Consider the following 18,122-nt stretch of genomic DNA (forward strand, 5'->3'; position numbering starts at 1 on the left):
CCGGACCGCGGATCATGTCAAACGCCAAAGTCCAAAGCGCGGCCACACAGCGGGGCGCGCTGAAGAAGAATTCCGTCTCGGTTCTGGGCGTATTCGGGCCGAAAGCGGATATGCGCGCCCTGATGCGCCTGTCATCAGGCCGCGTGAAAGAAGTAAAACCCGGAAGCCGCGTTGCCTCGGGCACAGTTATCGCGATTGATGAGCATGGCATAATGCTGCGACAAAGCGGCCAGACCCGGCGTATCGCCATCCCCGGCGGCTGATCACATCTTGACGCCCCGCGCGCGGGGGTTCAAACCGCACGCATGACCGATACGACCAAAATCGCCCTGATAACCGGGGCCTCGCGCGGGCTGGGCGCTGCCCTGGCCGAAGCGCTGGCGCCCGAATACCACATCGTCGCCGTCGCCCGGACCACTGGCGGGCTGGAAGAACTGGACGATCGCATCAAGGCCAAGGGTGGCTCTGCCACGCTGGCACCGATGGACATCACCGATCCGAACGCGATGGCAACCCTGTGCCGCGGGATCCATGACCGTTGGGGCAAGGTGGATTTGTGGCTGCATACGGCCATTCACACCTCGGCGCTGACGCCGGTACATTTCGTTGACCCCAAGGAATGGACCAAGGCAGCCAACACGAATGCAAACGCAACCTCGGTTCTGATCCCATATGTCTCGCCGCTGCTGGGTGAAAACGGCCACGCGGTATTTTTCGATGACCCGAAAGCCGGACAGAAGTTCTATGGCATCTATGGTGCCACCAAGGCCGCGCAAATGGCCTTGGCCCGCAGTTGGGCGGCCGAGACCGAACGCACCGGTCCGCGCGTTTCGATCGTGGAACCAGCACCGATGCCGACCGCCGTGCGTGCCCGGTTCCACCCGGGCGAAGATCGCGATGCACTGACGAGCACGGCTGATGAGGCCGCCCGGATACTGGCGCTGCTTTAGGAAATGGCCCTGACGGGCCATGCCTCCGGCGGGGATATTTTTGGCCAGATGAAGCCGGGATCAGGCGATATGAACGCCGTTGCGCCCGGCCAGATCGACGAAGAACTGCCACGCGACACGGCCTGAACGCGATCCGCGCGTGGCCTGCCATTCAATTGCTTCGGCGCGCAGGATTTCGGCATCGACCGAAACGCCATAGGCGGCACAATAGCGGTCGATCATGGCAAGATATTCGTCCTGATCGCAGGGGTGGAATCCCAACCACAAACCGAAGCGGTCGGACAATGATACCTTTTCCTCGACCGCCTCTGACGGGTTGATGGCGCTGGAACGTTCGTTTTCAATCATGTCCCGCGGCATCAGGTGGCGACGGTTCGAGGTCGCGTAGAACACCACGTTTTCCGGGCGACCTTCAATACCGCCATCCAGAACGGCCTTGAGCGATTTGTAATGCTGGTCATCGTGACTGAACGAGAGGTCGTCGCAAAACAGGATGAACCGATAAGGCGCCGCGCGCAGGTGGTTCAGCAGACGCGCGACCGAGCCCATATCCTCGCGCTGTAGCTCCACAAGCTTCAGGTCAGGATGATCTGCGCTCAGCGTGCCGTGGACAGCCTTTACAAGGCTGGATTTGCCCATCCCGCGCGCGCCCCACAACAGTGCATTGTTTGCCTTGTAGCCCGCCGCGAAGCGGCGGGTGTTGTCAAGTAACGTGTCGCGCGACCGATTGATGCCGACCAGCAGATCCAGATCGACGCGATTGACCTGTTCAACCGGCTCCAAGCGTTCCGGTTCCACATGCCAGACAAAGGCCGGGGCCGCATTGAAATCCGGTGTGGCCAAAGGCGCCGGCGCCATGCGCTCCAACGCGGCAGCAATACGGTTCAGGGCTTGGTCGTCCATCGGCTCCTCCGGTCAGATACGGATCGGTTCAAAGCATGTTCTGATTGGCGCAACAAGGCCCGCGAACGAAAAAGGCGCGCCCGAACGGGGCGCGCCTCAGCTGTTGTGTCAGCAGGTTACTTGTCGTCTTCGAATTCCCGCATCAGATCTTCGTCCGCTTCGGCTTCTTCATCGTCATAATAGCCGTCGGCCCGCAACTGCTCTTCTCGCTTCCTTTCAACCCGGGCAACCAGGAAGATCGAAATCTCGTAGAGGCCATAGACCACGACAAAAAGGATAATCTGCGTGATCACGTCAGGAGGCGTCACGATCGCCGCCAGCACCAGAATGCCGACCACAGCATATTTGCGCACGGCCCCCAGACCCTCGGCGCTGACCAGACCTGCCTTGCCCATGAGGGTCAGAAGAACCGGCAATTGGAAGCACAGCCCAAAGGCCACGATGAACTTGATCGTGAGGTTCAGGTATTCCTGTGCCGAGCCCTGAAACACCACGCTCAGCGGCGCGGCCGTCGCGCCATCGGCCACGGCTTCGCCTTCAGCGCCGAATTGCTGGAACCCAAGGAAAAAGTCATAAGCCAGGGGCGTGACGACATAGAAGGCAAAGCTCGCGCCCAGAAGGAACATGAAGGGCGAGGCCAGCATGAAAGGCAGAAACGCATTCTTTTCCGACTTGTAGAGGCCCGGAGCCACAAAGCGCCACATCTGCATCCCGATATAGGGAAACGCCAGAATGAAGCCCCCCAAAAGCGAGACCTTGATCGCGACAAAGAACCCTTCCTGCGGCGAGATGAAGATCAGGCCGCAATCCTGTCCGCGCTCGGTCAGGACCTCACACAAAGGGTTGGTCAGAAAATTGAAGATCGGCGTGGCCACCGTAAAGCAGATGATCATCCCGACCAGAAAAGCCACGACGCAGTGGATCAACCGCGTGCGCAGCTCGGCCAGGTGCTCGATCAATGGGGCCGAGGTATCTTCGATCTCGTCGGTCTTGGTCATGTTTCGCCTTCAGTCTTCAGCGCCGCTTCGGCTTCTTCGGCCTTGGCCAGGGCCTCGGCAGCTTCCTTGGCCTTGCGCTCGGCGGCAGCGCGGGCCGTTGAGGCCTGAATTTTCTTGGCCTGTTCGGCTCGCTCGGCTGCCAGTTTGCCGGTTTCGCTGTCAGGATCGAACTTGGTGGGATCCATGCTTTTTGCCATATCCTGCGCGGCTTGTTTCACGCCGTCCATGGCCGAGCCAACCGGATTCGCGGCGGCGTTGAGACCTTTCTTGATCTCGTTCACACCGGCCTGATCGGCGGCCTCGTTCATGGCGCTGCTGAATTCGCGTGCCATGCCACGGGCCTTGCCGACAAATCGCCCGACATTGCGGAACAAAACCGGCAGGTCCTTCGGCCCGACGACGATCAGGGCGACAATGCCGATGACCAGAAGTTCGGTCCAGCCCAGATCAAACATCTGCGCTTACGCCTTGTCTTTCTCGGTTTCAGGCGTCACGTCCTTGGCCAGTTCCGACGCGTCCTGTTCCAGTTCTTCCGAACCGTCCTTCACGCCCTTCTTGAACGCGGTGATACCTTTGCCGACTTCGCCCATCAGCGAGCTGATCTTGCCGCGACCAAACAGAACCAGAACCACAACGGCGATCAGCAGAAGACCGGGAAGGCCAATATTGTTCAGCATCTCATTTCTCCTTTTTCATCGGCGCCTTTGTGCGCCGGGAATATGAACTGGGTCCGTGTTTACGCCGCCAGGCCCTGTCCCAAAAGGGATCCGGCACAGATTGAGGGCGAAAATTGACCTCATCTGCAAAAAACTATGGGCTCGCATTTTCCAACTGACAGGTTTATGTCAGTTGGAAGTGGCTAGAACAATGGCATCGAAACCTGGTCAACGGAGACTCACATGACCCATGTTGCTGAAATCGTCACCTTCACTCTTGCCAACGGCACCACCCCTGAAGAGTTCGTAAAGCTCAGCAAGGCATCCGAAGCCTTTGTTCGCAGCGCAGCTGGCTTTGCCCATCGACAGCTCAGTCAAGGCGCAGACGGCCGCTGGACTGACTATGTCGTCTGGACGGACATGAAGGCCGCGCAGGACGCTGCGGCGCAGTTCCCGCAACAGGAATGTGCAGCAGGCATGATGGCGGCCATCAACCCTGAAAGCGTTCAGATGCGCCATGAGGCTGTATTATGGAACATGACTGCCTAGGCGCGGTCCGGACGGCGTGTCATGCGCCGAACTGACCGCCTGTTCGATATCATCCAGATCCTGCGCGACGGTAAACTGCACCGCGCGCAGGACATCGCGGACCAGCTGGAAGTGTCGGTCCGTACCATCTATCGCGACATGGACACACTGGTCGCCTCGGGCGTTCCGGTCGAAGGAGAGCGCGGCGTGGGTTACATGGTGCGCGAGCAGATCACCCTGCCGCCGCTGAATCTGACCCCGGCCGAGCTTGAGGCCCTGAACCTCGGCATGGCGATCGTGGCCGAGGCCGCAGATACAGACCTGAAAGCCGCCGCGAACTCTCTGGCAGATAAGATCGATGCCGTTCTGCCCACACAGGTTGTGGCCGAAGCCGATAGCTGGAAATTCGCGGTCTACCCTTTTGCAGATGCAGCCCGCGGGCTTGCACATATGGCTCCGATCCGCGCGGCCATCAAATCACACCAAAAGCTTCGGCTGTCCTACCGCCGCATTGACGGCGTTCTGACTGAACGCACAATCCGTCCGCTTCACATGGAGTATTGGGGCCGGGTCTGGACACTTACCGCGTGGTGCGAATTGCGCAACGGCTTCCGCGTCTTCCGTATCGACCTGATCGAATCCGTCTCGCCGCTGCCAGAGATCTTCGCGGACGAACCCGGCAAACGCCTGAGCGACTACGACCCAAACGCCTGACAGGCAGCAGTATTCAGAAGTGTTTCGGGCAGAGGCACAGCCCGAAACGAGCGATGTATCATTTTAGGTAGGGATCCGGATCCACTGATTCAAAACCTTTGCGCACCTCGAAATGCACATAGGCATCGTCTCCGCCCCTCAATTGCGCCAGCTTTTGTCCACGGCGTACACGATCACCTTTCTTGACGCTGATGCCATCAACATTGGCATAGACCGTCAGCAGATCATTTTTGTGTTTGACCACGATGATCGGAACCTGATCCGCGTCCGCGGTAATCGCCGCTACGGTTCCCGCCTCAGCCGCGGTGACGGCTGTGCCGGGGGCCGCAGCGATGTCGATTCCTTCGTTCTTGCCCTTTTTATAGCCGCGGATGATGGTGCCGCTGACCGGCAAGGACAAGGCCGTAGATCGCGTGTTTGTCGGGGCTTCGGCCGTCACATCAGGGGCTTCAGCGCGCGGCGCAACCTTTTCGTCGGGCAAGGGCTGCGTGGCACTTGGAGGCGTCGGCGTCGGCGACCCCTGCCCCGGCTCCGTTACCTCGGTGGCCGCAACCGGTGCCGCTGCAGCAGCGCTTTGACGTGGCGCGGACTGGTTCTTGACCGGGATCAACAGAAACTGACCTTCACGCACGGTGAAGTCGGACCCCAGGCCGTTCCATTCCGCCAGCGATTCCACCGGCACCTGATAGAGGCGCGAGATCGTGTAAGCCGTTTCGCCGCGCTTGACCTTGTGGCGGACAGGTTCCGGCCCGCTTGCGACGGGCGCCGGGGCTGGCTTGGCAGGCTCCAGCGTCGTTGTCCGGACGCCCCCCGTTTCAGGGGCCTGATCAATGGCGGCTCCGGCAACTGATGCGATATCTACGCCACTGCCTGCACCTACCGCACGCGGCAAGGCGAGAACTTCGCCCTCTCGCAGGGTGTCGGTTGTCTGAAGGCCGTTGAACCGAGACAGCTCACCCTCGGGCAGGCCGACACGCGCGGCCACATCGCGCACCGTGTCGCCCCGTCGGGCCACGACAACCTGGTAGTTCGGATAGGTTATCACCCCCCGGCTGTCGGGCGACGGGCGCGACGTTGTTGCCGACTGCACTGCATCAGTGGTCGAAAATCCGCCGACCTGACCGCGCAGGTCGTAATCCAGTGGCCCTTCACACCCGGCCAGAATGGCCAGAGCGGCCACTCCGGTCGCGCAGCGACGCATAGCTGATTTGGATACTGCACTCATAATTCTGTCCTCAACGCCTGCCCCTGTTGTCCGGGGTTTCGACGACCAATTTATCAAGCCTGTTACGCCTCGTCCTTGCCAAGCCCCTCAAGCAGAGGCACGAAACGGACCGACGTCAATTCTTCATAGTCCAGACCGGCCTCGGTGCGCGTTACTTTGATCAACTGCTGCACCGTGTCCGACTGACCCACGGGTAAAACCATAATACCCCCGATTTTCAGCTGCGCCAAGAGCGGTCCCGGAGGGTCTTCGGCCGCGGCCGTTACGATGATCCGATCAAACGGAGCCTGTTCCGGCAAGCCAAAGGATCCATCCGACAACATGGCCGTGATATTCGTAAGCCCCAGATCGGCAAAAAGCTTCCCTGTCTCGCTGACCAGCCGCCGATGGCGTTCGACCGTATAGACCCTGCGCGCCAGTTTCGACAGGATTGCGGCCTGGTAACCTGACCCGGTTCCGATCTCGAGCACGGTATCGCGCGGCCGAACGTCCAGCGCCTGCGTCATGAGACCAACGACCGACGGCTGACTGATCGTCTGACCGCAGGAGATCGGCAATGGCATGTCCTCGTAAGCGCGATCTGCGAACAGGCCGGTGACAAAGCGGCCCCGATCAACCTGTTCCATTGCCTCCAGAACGCGCGCATCCGTGACCCCCCGTTTGCGCAGGGCAAACAGGAACTGCATCACGGTTTCCGGGTCCAGTCCGCTCATTCGACCGCCTTTAATGCCTCCAGCATGTCATAGGCGGTCAAGTCGGCGCGCATCGGTGTAACCGAGATATAGCCTTCCAGATTGACCGCAGCATCCGTTCCCGGCTCAGTCGGGTTATGCTGATAGCCGCCCTTGATCCACAGGAACCGCCGCCCCGAGGGCGAGCTGTGCGGTTCGACCGAAAAATGCGTGTCGCGCCGGAAACCCTGCGCGGCAACGCGCGTACCGCGCACTTCATCTGCCGGGACAGGTGGGAAGTTCACGTTGTAAAACAGGCGGTAATCGCCCTGCTCGGCCGGGGTTGCATCCAAAATACGCCGGACCAGATCGGCCCCGAACCGCGCGGCAGCCTCGAACGAGTCGTCCAGCCCCAGATTTCGCGGGCCGAAATACTGTGACAGAGCAATCGCAGGAACCCCCTGCAGCGCCGCTTCCATCGCGCCGCCGATAGTGCCCGAATAAAGCGTGTTCTCGGCCGAGTTGTTGCCCCGGTTCACGCCGGACAGGACAAGATCCGGCGGGCAGTCTGACATCACGTCATGCAGCCCTGCCAACACACAATCCGCAGGCGACCCCTCCGCCGCATAACGCCGTTCTCCCAACTTGGCGATCATCGTGGGATGGGTATAGCTGATGCAATGCCCGACCCCGGATTGTTCAAAGGCGGGCGCGACCACCCAGACCTCACCATCCGGACCTGCCAGTTCGGCAGCGATCGCCTCCAGCGTGATCAAGCCCGGAGCGTTGATCCCGTCATCATTGGTCAGAAGAATACGCATGTGCCCGATTTACCCCCGCGTTTGGCCCTTGATAGACCCAGCCCCGCGATGCGGCAAGCGACGCGACCCTGCAATCTGAGGCTTTCGCGCACCACTTGCACGGAAATCGCGAGGTTAACTCTGCGCCTTGGGGAAAACGAAACATTTGTCGCGACGAATGGTCAGCCACATGACACGGCCCGGATTGGGCACAAAGACATTGGGGACCGTCGCCCTGAGGATCGAGCCGTCGTAGTCCATGCGAAACTCGACCAGGCTTTCGTTTCCCAGAAAACGCGCACGCTCGACCACGCCCCGCGCGGCAACGCCATCGGTCGCGGTCGGCAGCGGGCCCTTGCCGTTGCGATCGAAATCCAGTTTGACATGCTGGGGGCGAAATACGATTTCGACATCCGTTCCATCCGGAATACCCGGCGCCAGAAACTGGCCGAACGGCGTGTCTGCCAGCGCTCCGTTCACCTGCGCCCGCAACACGTTGACATCACTGAAAAAGGCCACGGCCGCCTTGTCCGCCGGCCGGGTATAGACATTGTATGGCGCGCCCTGCTGGACGATCTTGCCGCGCCGCATCAGCGCGATCTCATCCGCCATCCGCATCGCCTCTTCCGGTTCATGTGTAACCAGCAGAACGGCCGCATCCTCTTCCTTGAGAATGGACAGCGTCTCATCCCGAATACCGTCGCGCAGACGGTTGTCGAGGCCCGAAAAGGGCTCGTCCATCAGCATGATCCGGGGCCGTGGCGCCAAAGCGCGGGCCAGGGCCACACGTTGTTGCTCGCCGCCCGACAACTGATGTGGGAACCCGTCGATGAACCGCATCAGGTCCACTTTGCGCAAAAGCTCTTCGACCCGGGCTCGTTTCTCGTCCTTGCTGCCTTTCAGGCCAAAGGCCACGTTGTTGGCAACGCTCAGATGAGGAAACAGCGCAAAGTCCTGAAACATCAACCCGATCTCGCGCCGCTCTGGGGGCACCCGAAACACGGTGTCGCAGATCAGTTTGCCATCGACGTAGATCTCACCCGAGTCCTGCATCTCGACCCCGGCAATCATGCGCAGGGTGGTGGATTTCCCGCAGCCAGACGGCCCCAGCAAACAGGTTACCTTGCCGGCCTGCACGGTCAATGACACGTCATCCACAACAACCCGCCCTTCGAACCGGCGAACAATGTTGCGAATTTCCAGACGCGGAGGAGTTGCGTTACCTGTCACCGATGGACCCCATTGCCTTTCCCGATCAAATCCATCGGGCTTGGGCGGGGATAGCAACCCCGCCCCTCAGGTGCAAGAGATCAGCAGCAACCGCCGGATGATGCGGCTTCGTCTGTTGCCTCGAACGGGCTTTCGCCGCCGCAGCCCTCGAAAATGCCGAAATGGGTGGAAAAATCACCGATAAAGTCGAAATGGCGGGCAAACCGCGTGTCCCGCAGCATCATCCAGGTATTGCCGCAGACCGGAAAGACTTTGCCGGTTTCGATGACATGGTGATCGTCCAGTACAAACGCATGCGGCGCGTTGGGAACAGTGCCTTTGTAGATCACCGCCTGGCCGTAATCCTCGCAGGCCGGTTCCAGCGCCGGCAGCTTGAACAGACGGTAGGTCGCCGACAGGAATCTGAGCGGGGCAACACGATCCTCCAGCGCAGGATTCTCGATGGTCAGCGGGCGGTGCGTCACCCGGCGCGGATCACCGAAACCTGCCTTGCGCGCCATCGACAGGAAATCATTCCAGTACAATGCACCCGACAGGCATTCGCCATACAGAACCTCATCCTCGGCCATCGCCTTCGGGACACGGCGGTCGGCATAGACGTCCGAGAAATACATCTCGCCGCCTTCTTTCAGCAACCGATGCGCGCCGCGCAGCACGGCATCCTTGTCGGTCGCCAGGTTGATGACGCAGTTCGAGACGATGATGTCGAACGATCCGGGTTCCAGATCCAGTTCCTCCAGCTTCTCGATATAGCCGTGATGGAATTCCACATTGCTTTTGGCGTGCCCAAAGGCTTGGGCGTGATAGTCCTGATGCGCGCGGGCAACGTCCAGTTGTTTGGGTGTCATGTCCACACCGACGACCCGGCCTTTTTCACCAACCATGGCAGACAGCGCATAGACGTCGCGCCCCGCCCCACAGCCAAGATCGAGGATCGACATGCCCTCGAGATCCAGAGGCGCGATCAGACCGCACCCGTAATATCGGGTCAGCACATCGTCATGAATTCTGGACAGAATCCGCTTGCGATGATCCGGCATGTCGTCAGGCGTACAACAGGCGTTGGTCTGCAAGTCCGCACTGCTTTGCAGGACTTCACCATAATAATTCCGTACCGAATCGTGTTTCATCGCTGCTTCCCCGTCATGCTTGCCTGTACGCAGCTAGTGCAATGGCCTTGCATTCGCAATCTTGCCACGGTCGTTCTGACCAAAGCGTGAGTGTTCCTGCGCCCAACTACTCCAGCAACTCAAAGTCCACATCGGCACGGACAACGCCGTTCACCTGAACCTCAAGCCGATGCGCGCCGGGGATCAGCCTGAAGGTAGACGCATCACCCTTCAGCCTGTGACGCTTGGCCAACGTGAGCCTGCCGTTGCTCAAAGCCGCCTGTTTCAGCTTGTACACCTTAGGTGATGTTTTTCCCGCAGGGCGCTGAAAATAAATAATATAATCCACCAGAACCGGTTGTTTCCCTACCCCGGTCAGATCAACGGAAAACTCCAGCGCTTCGCCGATACGGGCCTCGGAACTCAGATCAATTGTCACGGCGATATCCGCATCTGGGTCATATCCCAGCATCTTCATCGCCTCTGGGTGCCCGGCCTTGACTAAACCGCGCAACGTATGAGAGGTCATCCACTCCAGCTCTGCCGCGGTCTGTCGCGCCTCGGTGCGCCACTTGTCCAGACGCCCAAGCACCAGGCCCGGGTCTTTCTTGGCAATATCATTCAAATGGTTGGCCACCGACCGCGTGACATACCGGGTCGGATCGCCGTGCAACCTGTCCAACAGCGGCAACGGGTCCGTCAGACCCAGACCGATGCCCTGCCCCCATGGCAGACGGGGCCGCGTTCCCTCGCTGACCAATCGGCGCACGTGATAGCTGCCGTGGGTGCACCAGTCCTGCATCCGCCCAAGCACCTTGTCCGGGGCATGGTTCAGGAAAGGCCGAATGGCCCATTCCATCGAAAACCGCTGCGTCAGCTCCTCCAACACATCCAGAGACAGATCGACGTTATCCAGCCCGATGGCCGCGACCCATTCACCCAGCGGCGCGAAAATGAAATCGCCAAAATCATCATCCGATCTGGCAGGGTCCAGCGGAGGCGGCAAAGACCGCAAAATCACCGGGGCGACTGTCGGTAAGTCGCCCGGCACGGCCTGTTGCAGGCATGTCGCGATCCAGGTCATACGCTGTTTCAGTTCCAGTTCAGGCAGGCGCGACATGACCTGTGCCTGAAACGCAGAGGCGTCGAAACCCGGTTCAGCATCCAAGAACAAGGCGCTGAGAAAACTGACCTTTTCAGCATTGAACAACTGATCTTTCAACGAAAACCCCTGCGCCATGATCACATCGTCAGGTTGGTCGCACCGCCGTCCAGCAGGATATTCTGGCCAACGATGAAGCCCGCATGTTGCGAACACAGAAACGCGCAGGTCGAACCAAACTCCTGCCGTGAACCATAGCGTCTGACCGGGATCGTCGCCGCACGGTTGGCACGCGCTTCGTCAATCGAAATACCCTGTTGCGCCGCCACACCGCTGTCCAGAGAATCCGCCCGGTCCGTGGCGTGGATGCCCGGAAGCAGGTTGTTGATGGTCACCCCGTGTGGCGCCACCTGACGCGAGGTTCCGGCCACATAGCCCGTCAGACCTGTACGCGCCGCGTTTGACAGACCCAGAACCGCAATTGGCGCACGCACGGATTGCGAGGTGATATTCACCACCCGGCCCCAACCCTTTTCCATCATTCCGGGAAGCAGGGCCTTCATGAATGCAATCGGCGTCAACATGTTGGCATCCAGCGCCTTGATGAAATCATCGCGCTCCCAGTCCGACCACGATCCGGGTGGCGGTCCACCGGCATTTGTCACAAGAATATCAACGCCCTGCGCGGCCTCGATCACCTGCGCCTGACCGTCGGGGGTGGTCACGTCGCAAGCCACGGTCTGCACCTCGACGCCGTGTTCTGACCGAAGGCGTGCGGCTTCAGCCTCCAACACTTCGGGGCCGCGTGCGTTCATCACCAGATTCACGCCAGCCTCGGCAAGCGCCTCGGCGCAGCCAAGACCCAATCCTTTGCTGCTGGCACAGACCAGCGCGCGTTTTCCTTGAATTCCCAGATCCATCGGATCCTCCCTGTCAGTCATCGCCGCATGTCTAGCACCGGCCAGACAGGGAAGACCAGAAACGGATCGTCGATCAATAGAAGAACTCTTCCCGGATGATCTTGCCGTCGGCGACGTGATAGACACCCACTTCGCGCATATCGAACGCTTCGCCGGTTTCCTTCACGGTGCCCTGCACTTCGAAAATCACGGCAAAACGGTCTTCGCCATGAGGAAGCGGATCGCTGACAGACGCACTGGACACTTCATGAGCGCTTTCCCACCACTCATGCTTGCCACGGATGGCGTCGATCCCTTTGGTTTCCCGACCCATTCCCTGAAAATCCTGCCCTTCGACCGACACCGCATCCGGCGCATACAGCTTGGACAGGTTTTCCTTGGCCCGGTCTTCCCGGCAACCAGCCACGAGTTCATCTGCAATCTCTTTCAAATTCATTGATCCACTCCATCATTTGTTCACTATATGTTCTTTTTGCCACAGACCCATGATTCGTACCAGACCCTTTGTCTTGCTTCGGCAGGATTCCCCGCATATACGCGCGCTCATGCTTGATACCTCGAACCAACCCACCCTGCCGCCCGAGATCGCCCGACGCCGGACGTTCGCCATCATCTCGCACCCGGATGCGGGCAAGACGACGCTGACGGAAAAGTTCCTGCTGTACGGGGGCGCGATCCAGATGGCCGGTCAGGTGCGTGCCAAGGGCGAGGCGCGGCGGACCCGGTCGGACTTCATGCAGATGGAAAAGGATCGCGGCATCTCGGTCTCGGCTTCGGCGATGTCGTTCGACTATTGCAACTTCCGGTTCAACCTTGTGGATACACCCGGCCACAGCGATTTCTCGGAAGACACCTATCGCACGCTGACAGCCGTGGACGCGGCCGTCATGGTGATCGACGGCGCGAAAGGTGTGGAAAGCCAGACGCAGAAACTGTTCGAGGTCTGCCGCCTGCGCGATCTGCCGATCCTGACCTTCTGCAACAAGATGGACCGCGAAAGCCGCGACACGTTCGAGATCATCGACGAAATTCAGGAAATGCTGGCCATCGACGTCACGCCCGCCGCCTGGCCCATCGGCGTGGGGCGCGACTTCATCGGCTGTTATGACATGCTGCGCGACCGGCTGGAACTGATGGACCGCGCCGACCGCAACAAGGTGGCGGAAAGCATCGAAATCAACGGGCTGGACGACCCCAAACTGGCCGAGCATGTGCCTGCCGAATTGCTGGACAAACTGCTGGAAGAGGTCGAGATGGCGCGCGAATTGCTGCCTGCGCTTGACCCGCAGGCGGTACTGGAAGGCCACATGACCCCGATCTGGTTCGGTTCGGCCATCAACTCGTTCGGCGTCAAGGAACTGATGGAAGGCATCGGCGCCTATGGCCCGCAGCCACAGGTTCAATCCGCAGAACCCCGCCAGATTTCCCCCGACGAAAAGAAAGTTTCAGGCTTTGTGTTCAAGGTTCAGGCCAATATGGACCCCAAGCACCGCGACCGGGTGGCCTTTGTCCGTATGGCCAGCGGTCACTTCAAGCGTGGCATGAAGCTGACCCATGTGCGGTCGAAAAAGCCGATGGCGATCTCGAACCCCGTATTGTTCCTGGCCTCTGACCGCGAGTTGGCGGATGAGGCCTGGGCCGGTGACATCATCGGCATTCCCAACCACGGGCAGCTGCGCATTGGCGATACGCTGACCGAAGGCGAAGCACTGCGGGTGACCGGCATCCCGTCGTTTGCGCCGGAACTGCTGCAAGGCGTCCGCGCGGGCGACCCGATGAAAGCCAAGCATCTGGAAAAAGCCCTTATGCAATTCGCCGAAGAAGGTGCGGCCAAGGTGTTCAAACCTTCGATCGGCTCAGGCTTTATCGTGGGGGTCGTGGGTGCATTGCAGTTCGAAGTGCTCGCCAGCCGGATCGAGATGGAATATGGCCTGCCGGTACGGTTCGAGGCATCGCAGTTCACCTCGGCACGTTGGGTGAGCGGTGACAAGGCCGAAGTCGAGAAATTCGTAGGCGCCAACAAGCAGCACATCGCGCATGATCATGACGGCGACATCGTCTATCTGACCCGCCTGCAATGGGATATCGATCGGGTGGTCCGTGACTATCCCGCGCTGAACCTGACCGCGACAAAAGAGATGATGACCTGAGGCAACTGTCTGATTGCACAGGCAGGTTTGGCTGTGCAATCCTGCGCGCATGAGTGACGACGAACTGACCTATCCCGGTGGCCTGCCCGACATGCTGGACAGCTATGAGAACCGGCGCAGCCCGTTTCAGTTCGGCACCCTGACCCTGCCCGAGCTTGACGTCGATCTGGATGATCTGGCCAAACGCATCGTGCCCGACACCGCCACCGAATTGCCACCCGGGCGCAGCACCACCTGGGATCGCAAACGCGTTCAGATCGCGCGGGAATTCGTCGGAAAGTCAGAGCTTGCCTTCCTGAACGCCCAGCTGATCTCGAATCTCAGAAAACGCTCCTTTCCGCGTCAGGCCCCTGCGCTGTTCTGCCGGTTGTGGGACGAACAATCTGACCATCTTATTTCCGTCCTCGACCTTCGTTGGCTGGTATCGTCTGTTCAGACCTTTGCGGATCACGGTCAGACGCCGACACAGCGCGAGGTCGGACATGCCTTGCGCGTGTTCTTCAGCATGATGAAGCTGTATGAGTTCGAGCGGCTCTTCTCGGGGCTGGCCCCGGAAACGCCGTTTCAGTTCAAGGACAGGAACCACGTCCCGCTGCCCTATCAGATGAAAGGCTTTTCCTTTGAAAAAGGCGGGCTTGACGTCAATCTCATCGCTCCGATCTGGACCAAGGCGATGAACGATCCCACGATTGCACCGCTGGTGGATCACCTGATGATCCAATTGAACAAGGACCCAGGTGGAGTTTTTCGACGCCTGAAACGCATGCGCGACACCCGCGCACCGCGCAAATGACCACCTGGGGCATTGTCTCCATGGTCCGGGGACCAACCGAAGACGTCCTTCGGTTCGTGGCCCATCACCTCGAACTGGGGGCGGATTTCATATATATCTACATGGACGAACCCAACCGCCGCACGTTCAGGGCTCTGAGAATGCATCCCAAGGTCCGGGTCCGTAACTGTGATGACGCCTTTTGGGAAAAACGCGGACGCGCACGGCCGGAAAAGCATCAGGTGCGCCAGTCGGTTCACGCCACTTTTGCCTATCGAAACACCCGGCTGGATTGGTTGACACATATCGATGTGGATGAGTTTCTTTGGCCGGCGGCGCCCATTTCTGATGTTCTGCGCGATGTCCCAGACACGGTTCCCGCGGTGCGTGTCCGCCCGTTGGAGGCCTTGGCCGGGGGCGATGATCTGTACAAAGCTCATATCCCGCATGGCCCGAACCGCGAATCGCTGGTCGAGACCATTTACCCGAATTACGGCGCCTTCGTCATGGGCGGTTTCCTGAGTCACGTGCAGGGAAAGCTGTTCGTGCGCACCGGATTGAAGAACCTGAGCATCCGCATCCACAACTTGTTTCAGAACAAGGTGCTGCTGCCCAGCAAATACGAGCTTCCGCAGATCGATCTGTGCCATCGTCATGCCCCGGACTGGGACCACTGGATAGCGCACTACCAGTTCCGCATGGATCGTGGCTCGTATCAGGCCGGCATGGCTCCGAATGTTCCGCGCGAACAGGGGGGGCTGAGCAAGAACGAACTGCTCAATTGGATCGAGGCCGAACAGGGCATGGTCGGGCTGCGTGCGTTCTACAATGAAATGAGCGGCGCGGACGCAGAGGTGCGCGCCAACCTGGAACGCCACGGCCTGCTGCGCCACCGCCCATTGAACCTGGACGAAAAACTACAGAAACACTTCCCCGGAAGTTGCTGAATTGTTGCTGAAATTCACCGCAGACAAAAGGCAGGGTCAGGTGAAATTCTCTTCATTTGACCCCGATCAACGTTTTTGTTATGTCCGCGTACAAGCCGAAATGTCGCATTACGCGCATGGCCATCCGGGCCCGGCACATCTTTGACGCGCGGGCCAGGTCAAGTGTCCGCAAAAACCGGACATACATGACAAAATTCAACGAACTGAACCTGAACCCGAAGGTCCTCAAAGCCATTGAAGAGGCCGGATACGAATCCCCCACTCCGATCCAGGAAGGCGCGATTCCGCCCGCTCTGGAAGGCCGTGATGTCTTGGGGATTGCCCAGACCGGCACTGGCAAGACCGCCAGCTTCACACTGCCGATGATCACCCTGCTGGCCCGTGGCCGCGCCCGCGCGCGCATGCCGCGCTCGCTGGTGCTGTGTCCGACGCGGGAACTGGCCGCCCAGGTGGCCGAGAATTTCGACACCTATACCAAACACCTAAAACTGACCAAGGCGCTGTTGATCGGCGGTGTCAGCTTCAAAGAGCAAGAGGCCCTGATCGATCGCGGCGTCGACGTTCTGATCGCCACTCCGGGCCGCCTGCTGGACCATTTCGAACGTGGCAAGCTTCTGCTTACCGGTGTTCAGATCATGGTGGTGGACGAAGCCGATCGGATGCTGGATATGGGCTTTATTCCTGATATCGAACGCATCTTCTCGCTGACGCCGTTCACGCGGCAGACATTGTTCTTCTCGGCGACCATGGCTTCCGAGATCGAGCGCATCACGGATACTTTCCTGTCCGCCCCTGCCCGGGTTGAAGTCGCCCGGCAAGCGACCGCATCCGAGACGATCGAACAGGGCGTTGTCATGTTCAAAGGCGGCCGTCGGGACCGTGAAGCAAGCCAGAAACGCAACGTGCTGCGCGCCTTGATCGACGCAGAGGGCGAAAAGTGCACCAACGCAATCATCTTCTGCAACCGCAAGACAGATGTCGATATCTGCGCGAAATCGCTGAAGAAATACGGCTATGACGCCGCTGCGATCCATGGCGATCTGGACCAATCGCAACGGATGAAGACGCTGGACGGGTTCCGCGACGGATCATTGCGTCTGCTGGTTGCGTCCGACGTCGCTGCGCGCGGTCTGGATGTTCCAGCCGTCAGCCACGTGTTCAATTTCGACGTCCCCGGCCACCCCGAGGATTACGTGCACCGTATCGGCCGCACCGGTCGCGCCGGGCGCGAAGGCAAGGCCATCACGATCTGCTCGGTCCGCGATGAAAAAGCCCTGGCTGCGATCGAAAAGCTGATCCAGAAGGACATCCCGCGCATCGACAATCCGGTCAAGGAAGAGCCCAAGCCTGAAAAGCCGAAGCCCGAGAAAAAAGCCCGGGACTCCGAAGCCAAGAAAGACACCCGGAAAGAGCGAGAGCCCAAAGGGCGTGGCCGCGGGCGCAAGGAAGACAATGGCCGGGCCGTGGTGGGTATGGGCGATCACCTGCCCAGCTTCATTGCCCTGAGCTTTGACGAGCGTCGTGCCGGCTAAATCGCCAGCACCAAGGCCAGTATCGAGACACCCAACAGCAACATCCCGGCGATTTCTCGCCGGGTGATCGTCTCGCGGAAAAACAGGATCGAGGCCATCAGGCTGAAGATCAGCTCTACCTGCCCCAGCGCTTTGACATAGGCTGCGTTTTGCAGGGTGAAGGCCCAGAACCAACAAAACGAACCGCCCAGACTGGTCAGGCCGACAAACACGCCGGTGGATCGGGTTTGCCACACCGCGCGCAGTTCGGCCCGGTCGCGCCACAACAACCACAGGCCCATGCTGACAAACTGAAACGTCACGACGGCGGCCAGGGTGATCAGTGCCCGGAACCAGGCGTCGACATCACCCAATTGCAACGAGGCCCCGCGATAGCTGACGGCGGAGAACGCAAACAAAACCCCTGATCCAAGCCCCAATTGGGACGCGCGGTTGGTCAGATGCCGCCACCAGGCGCCGCCTCCTCCGGGGGTTTTCGACAGCAAAAGCACCGCCATCAACCCCAACAGGATCGCAACCAGCGCGCCGCTGGAAACGCTGTCGCCCAAAACCAGAAATCCGACGATCGCGGTCTGAATGACTTCGGTTTTCTTGAAGGTGATTCCAACCGCAAAGTTTCGTTGTTTGAACAACGCCACAACACAGATCGTCGCCAGGATTTGCGACGTGCCTCCGATGACAGCGTACAGCCAGAACACTCCACCAATCGGAGGCAAGCTGGCGCCCGTTGTCAGCATCGCCACAAACAGCCCAGCAACGGCCAGCGGCATGGAATACGCAAATCGCGCAAAGGTCGCGCCGGCGGCAGACAGTTTCACGCTGCTCAAGGATTTTTGCAGCATGAACCGCACGGTCTGAAAACTGGCGGCGGCGATGGTGACAGGGATCCAGAGACTCATGTCACCCGTTGTGTCG

21 protein-coding genes are annotated in these 18,122 nt (G+C 59.8%); 8 read left to right on the plus strand and 13 right to left on the minus strand.

Translation table 11 applies throughout. The features are described 5' to 3' along the window. The first annotated feature begins 14 nt into the window (after positions 1-14). Both GOW56_RS02795 and GOW56_RS02800 read left to right on the plus strand, forming a co-directional pair. Positions 15-263: a hypothetical protein gene (locus GOW56_RS02795; protein WP_152458171.1), complete on the plus strand. Its 249-nt coding sequence runs from the start codon at positions 15-17 to the stop codon at positions 261-263. Between the two features lie 42 nt (positions 264-305). Then, a complete protein-coding gene (locus tag GOW56_RS02800; RefSeq protein WP_171115611.1) occupies positions 306-950 on the plus strand; it encodes an SDR family oxidoreductase in 645 nt (214 codons plus the stop codon). 60 nt (positions 951-1,010) lie between these two features. On the opposite strand, the gene GOW56_RS02805 is transcribed toward GOW56_RS02800, so the two are convergent. From GOW56_RS02805 to GOW56_RS02820, 4 genes are all read right to left on the minus strand, one after another. Further along, complete coding sequence (locus GOW56_RS02805) at positions 1,011-1,853, minus strand: ATP-binding protein (protein WP_170344072.1); 843 nt, start codon at positions 1,851-1,853, stop codon at positions 1,011-1,013. 116 nt (positions 1,854-1,969) lie between these two features. Next, positions 1,970-2,851: a twin-arginine translocase subunit TatC gene (gene tatC / locus GOW56_RS02810; protein ID WP_171167848.1), complete on the minus strand. Its 882-nt coding sequence runs from the start codon at positions 2,849-2,851 to the stop codon at positions 1,970-1,972. After that, positions 2,848-3,306 (minus strand): Sec-independent protein translocase protein TatB, encoded by a 459-nt coding sequence (gene tatB / locus GOW56_RS02815; RefSeq protein WP_152458175.1) that lies wholly within the window; start codon positions 3,304-3,306, stop codon positions 2,848-2,850. Before tatB ends, tatC begins: the two co-directional genes overlap by 4 nt. Before the next feature lie 6 nt (positions 3,307-3,312). Continuing rightward, a complete protein-coding gene (locus GOW56_RS02820; RefSeq protein ID WP_152458176.1) occupies positions 3,313-3,528 on the minus strand; it encodes a twin-arginine translocase TatA/TatE family subunit in 216 nt (71 codons plus the stop codon). Between the two features lie 222 nt (positions 3,529-3,750). Here GOW56_RS02820 and GOW56_RS02825 point away from each other — a divergent pair, with 222 nt between their 5' ends. Both GOW56_RS02825 and GOW56_RS02830 read left to right on the plus strand, forming a co-directional pair. After that, positions 3,751-4,056 (plus strand): hypothetical protein, encoded by a 306-nt coding sequence (locus GOW56_RS02825; protein WP_171204867.1) that lies wholly within the window; start codon positions 3,751-3,753, stop codon positions 4,054-4,056. A 21-nt stretch (positions 4,057-4,077) separates the two neighbouring features. Continuing rightward, positions 4,078-4,749: a YafY family protein gene (locus GOW56_RS02830; protein WP_171204868.1), complete on the plus strand. Its 672-nt coding sequence runs from the start codon at positions 4,078-4,080 to the stop codon at positions 4,747-4,749. A gap of 58 nt (positions 4,750-4,807) precedes the next feature. Here the strand turns inward: GOW56_RS02830 and GOW56_RS02835 are convergent, their stop codons facing one another. From GOW56_RS02835 to GOW56_RS02870, 8 genes are all read right to left on the minus strand, one after another. After that, a complete protein-coding gene (locus tag GOW56_RS02835) occupies positions 4,808-5,974 on the minus strand; it encodes a peptidoglycan DD-metalloendopeptidase family protein (protein ID WP_171204869.1) in 1,167 nt (388 codons plus the stop codon). 62 nt (positions 5,975-6,036) lie between these two features. Further along, positions 6,037-6,687, minus strand: a complete 651-nt coding sequence (locus GOW56_RS02840) for a protein-L-isoaspartate(D-aspartate) O-methyltransferase (protein WP_152458180.1) — start codon at positions 6,685-6,687, stop codon at positions 6,037-6,039. Further along, on the minus strand, positions 6,684-7,466 hold the full coding sequence (gene surE, locus GOW56_RS02845; RefSeq protein WP_171204870.1) for a 5'/3'-nucleotidase SurE: 783 nt from the start codon (positions 7,464-7,466) through the stop codon (positions 6,684-6,686). Before surE ends, GOW56_RS02840 begins: the two co-directional genes overlap by 4 nt. A gap of 114 nt (positions 7,467-7,580) precedes the next feature. Beyond that, on the minus strand, positions 7,581-8,675 hold the full coding sequence (locus tag GOW56_RS02850) for an ABC transporter ATP-binding protein (RefSeq protein WP_171204871.1): 1,095 nt from the start codon (positions 8,673-8,675) through the stop codon (positions 7,581-7,583). A gap of 80 nt (positions 8,676-8,755) precedes the next feature. Further along, complete coding sequence (locus GOW56_RS02855) at positions 8,756-9,805, minus strand: methyltransferase domain-containing protein (protein ID WP_171204872.1); 1,050 nt, start codon at positions 9,803-9,805, stop codon at positions 8,756-8,758. Positions 9,806-9,911: 106 nt separating this feature from the next. Beyond that, entirely contained in the window at positions 9,912-11,024 is a 1,113-nt protein-coding gene (locus tag GOW56_RS02860) for a hypothetical protein (RefSeq protein ID WP_171204873.1), read from the minus strand. A 2-nt stretch (positions 11,025-11,026) separates the two neighbouring features. Beyond that, positions 11,027-11,806, minus strand: a complete 780-nt coding sequence (locus GOW56_RS02865) for an SDR family oxidoreductase (protein ID WP_171205029.1) — start codon at positions 11,804-11,806, stop codon at positions 11,027-11,029. A gap of 73 nt (positions 11,807-11,879) precedes the next feature. Next, complete coding sequence (locus tag GOW56_RS02870; RefSeq protein ID WP_171204874.1) at positions 11,880-12,242, minus strand: nuclear transport factor 2 family protein; 363 nt, start codon at positions 12,240-12,242, stop codon at positions 11,880-11,882. A 109-nt stretch (positions 12,243-12,351) separates the two neighbouring features. Between GOW56_RS02870 and GOW56_RS02875 the strand changes: the two genes are divergently transcribed. The 4 genes from GOW56_RS02875 to GOW56_RS02890 all read left to right on the plus strand — a co-directional run bounded on the left by GOW56_RS02875 (position 12,352) and on the right by GOW56_RS02890 (position 17,207). Continuing rightward, positions 12,352-13,956 (plus strand): peptide chain release factor 3, encoded by a 1,605-nt coding sequence (locus GOW56_RS02875; protein WP_171204875.1) that lies wholly within the window; start codon positions 12,352-12,354, stop codon positions 13,954-13,956. A gap of 49 nt (positions 13,957-14,005) precedes the next feature. Continuing rightward, a complete protein-coding gene (locus GOW56_RS02880) occupies positions 14,006-14,749 on the plus strand; it encodes a hypothetical protein (RefSeq protein ID WP_171204876.1) in 744 nt (247 codons plus the stop codon). Further along, positions 14,746-15,675: a glycosyltransferase family 2 protein gene (locus GOW56_RS02885; protein ID WP_254447142.1), complete on the plus strand. Its 930-nt coding sequence runs from the start codon at positions 14,746-14,748 to the stop codon at positions 15,673-15,675. Before GOW56_RS02880 ends, GOW56_RS02885 begins: the two co-directional genes overlap by 4 nt. A gap of 185 nt (positions 15,676-15,860) precedes the next feature. Then, positions 15,861-17,207: a DEAD/DEAH box helicase gene (locus tag GOW56_RS02890; RefSeq protein ID WP_152458188.1), complete on the plus strand. Its 1,347-nt coding sequence runs from the start codon at positions 15,861-15,863 to the stop codon at positions 17,205-17,207. On the opposite strand, the gene GOW56_RS02895 is transcribed toward GOW56_RS02890, so the two are convergent. Beyond that, entirely contained in the window at positions 17,204-18,106 is a 903-nt protein-coding gene (locus GOW56_RS02895; RefSeq protein ID WP_171204877.1) for an EamA family transporter, read from the minus strand. The two genes, GOW56_RS02890 and GOW56_RS02895, sit on opposite strands and share 4 nt — an antisense overlap. Positions 18,107-18,122: the final 16 nt, after the last annotated feature.

Source organism: Ruegeria sp. HKCCA0235A (assembly GCF_013033235.1).
Classification (GTDB): domain Bacteria; phylum Pseudomonadota; class Alphaproteobacteria; order Rhodobacterales; family Rhodobacteraceae; genus Ruegeria.

Excerpts from the sequence above, each read along its gene's own strand:
- GOW56_RS02795 (WP_152458171.1), top strand. The coding sequence starts at position 15 with ATGTCAAACGCCAAAGTCCAAAGCGCGGCCACACAGCGGGGCGCGCTG.
- GOW56_RS02800 (WP_171115611.1), top strand. The coding sequence starts at position 306 with ATGACCGATACGACCAAAATCGCCCTGATAACCGGGGCCTCGCGCGGG.
- GOW56_RS02805 (WP_170344072.1), bottom strand. The coding sequence starts at position 1,853 with ATGGACGACCAAGCCCTGAACCGTATTGCTGCCGCGTTGGAGCGCATG.
- tatC (WP_171167848.1), bottom strand. The coding sequence starts at position 2,851 with ATGACCAAGACCGACGAGATCGAAGATACCTCGGCCCCATTGATCGAG.
- tatB (WP_152458175.1), bottom strand. The coding sequence starts at position 3,306 with ATGTTTGATCTGGGCTGGACCGAACTTCTGGTCATCGGCATTGTCGCC.
- GOW56_RS02820 (WP_152458176.1), bottom strand. The coding sequence starts at position 3,528 with ATGCTGAACAATATTGGCCTTCCCGGTCTTCTGCTGATCGCCGTTGTG.
- GOW56_RS02825 (WP_171204867.1), top strand. The coding sequence starts at position 3,751 with ATGACCCATGTTGCTGAAATCGTCACCTTCACTCTTGCCAACGGCACC.
- GOW56_RS02830 (WP_171204868.1), top strand. The coding sequence starts at position 4,078 with ATGCGCCGAACTGACCGCCTGTTCGATATCATCCAGATCCTGCGCGAC.
- GOW56_RS02835 (WP_171204869.1), bottom strand. The coding sequence starts at position 5,974 with ATGAGTGCAGTATCCAAATCAGCTATGCGTCGCTGCGCGACCGGAGTG.
- GOW56_RS02840 (WP_152458180.1), bottom strand. The coding sequence starts at position 6,687 with ATGAGCGGACTGGACCCGGAAACCGTGATGCAGTTCCTGTTTGCCCTG.
- surE (WP_171204870.1), bottom strand. The coding sequence starts at position 7,466 with ATGCGTATTCTTCTGACCAATGATGACGGGATCAACGCTCCGGGCTTG.
- GOW56_RS02855 (WP_171204872.1), bottom strand. The coding sequence starts at position 9,805 with ATGAAACACGATTCGGTACGGAATTATTATGGTGAAGTCCTGCAAAGC.
- GOW56_RS02860 (WP_171204873.1), bottom strand. The coding sequence starts at position 11,024 with ATGGCGCAGGGGTTTTCGTTGAAAGATCAGTTGTTCAATGCTGAAAAG.
- GOW56_RS02865 (WP_171205029.1), bottom strand. The coding sequence starts at position 11,806 with ATGGATCTGGGAATTCAAGGAAAACGCGCGCTGGTCTGTGCCAGCAGC.
- GOW56_RS02870 (WP_171204874.1), bottom strand. The coding sequence starts at position 12,242 with ATGAATTTGAAAGAGATTGCAGATGAACTCGTGGCTGGTTGCCGGGAA.
- GOW56_RS02875 (WP_171204875.1), top strand. The coding sequence starts at position 12,352 with ATGCTTGATACCTCGAACCAACCCACCCTGCCGCCCGAGATCGCCCGA.
- GOW56_RS02880 (WP_171204876.1), top strand. The coding sequence starts at position 14,006 with ATGAGTGACGACGAACTGACCTATCCCGGTGGCCTGCCCGACATGCTG.
- GOW56_RS02885 (WP_254447142.1), top strand. The coding sequence starts at position 14,746 with ATGACCACCTGGGGCATTGTCTCCATGGTCCGGGGACCAACCGAAGAC.
- GOW56_RS02890 (WP_152458188.1), top strand. The coding sequence starts at position 15,861 with ATGACAAAATTCAACGAACTGAACCTGAACCCGAAGGTCCTCAAAGCC.
- GOW56_RS02895 (WP_171204877.1), bottom strand. The coding sequence starts at position 18,106 with ATGAGTCTCTGGATCCCTGTCACCATCGCCGCCGCCAGTTTTCAGACC.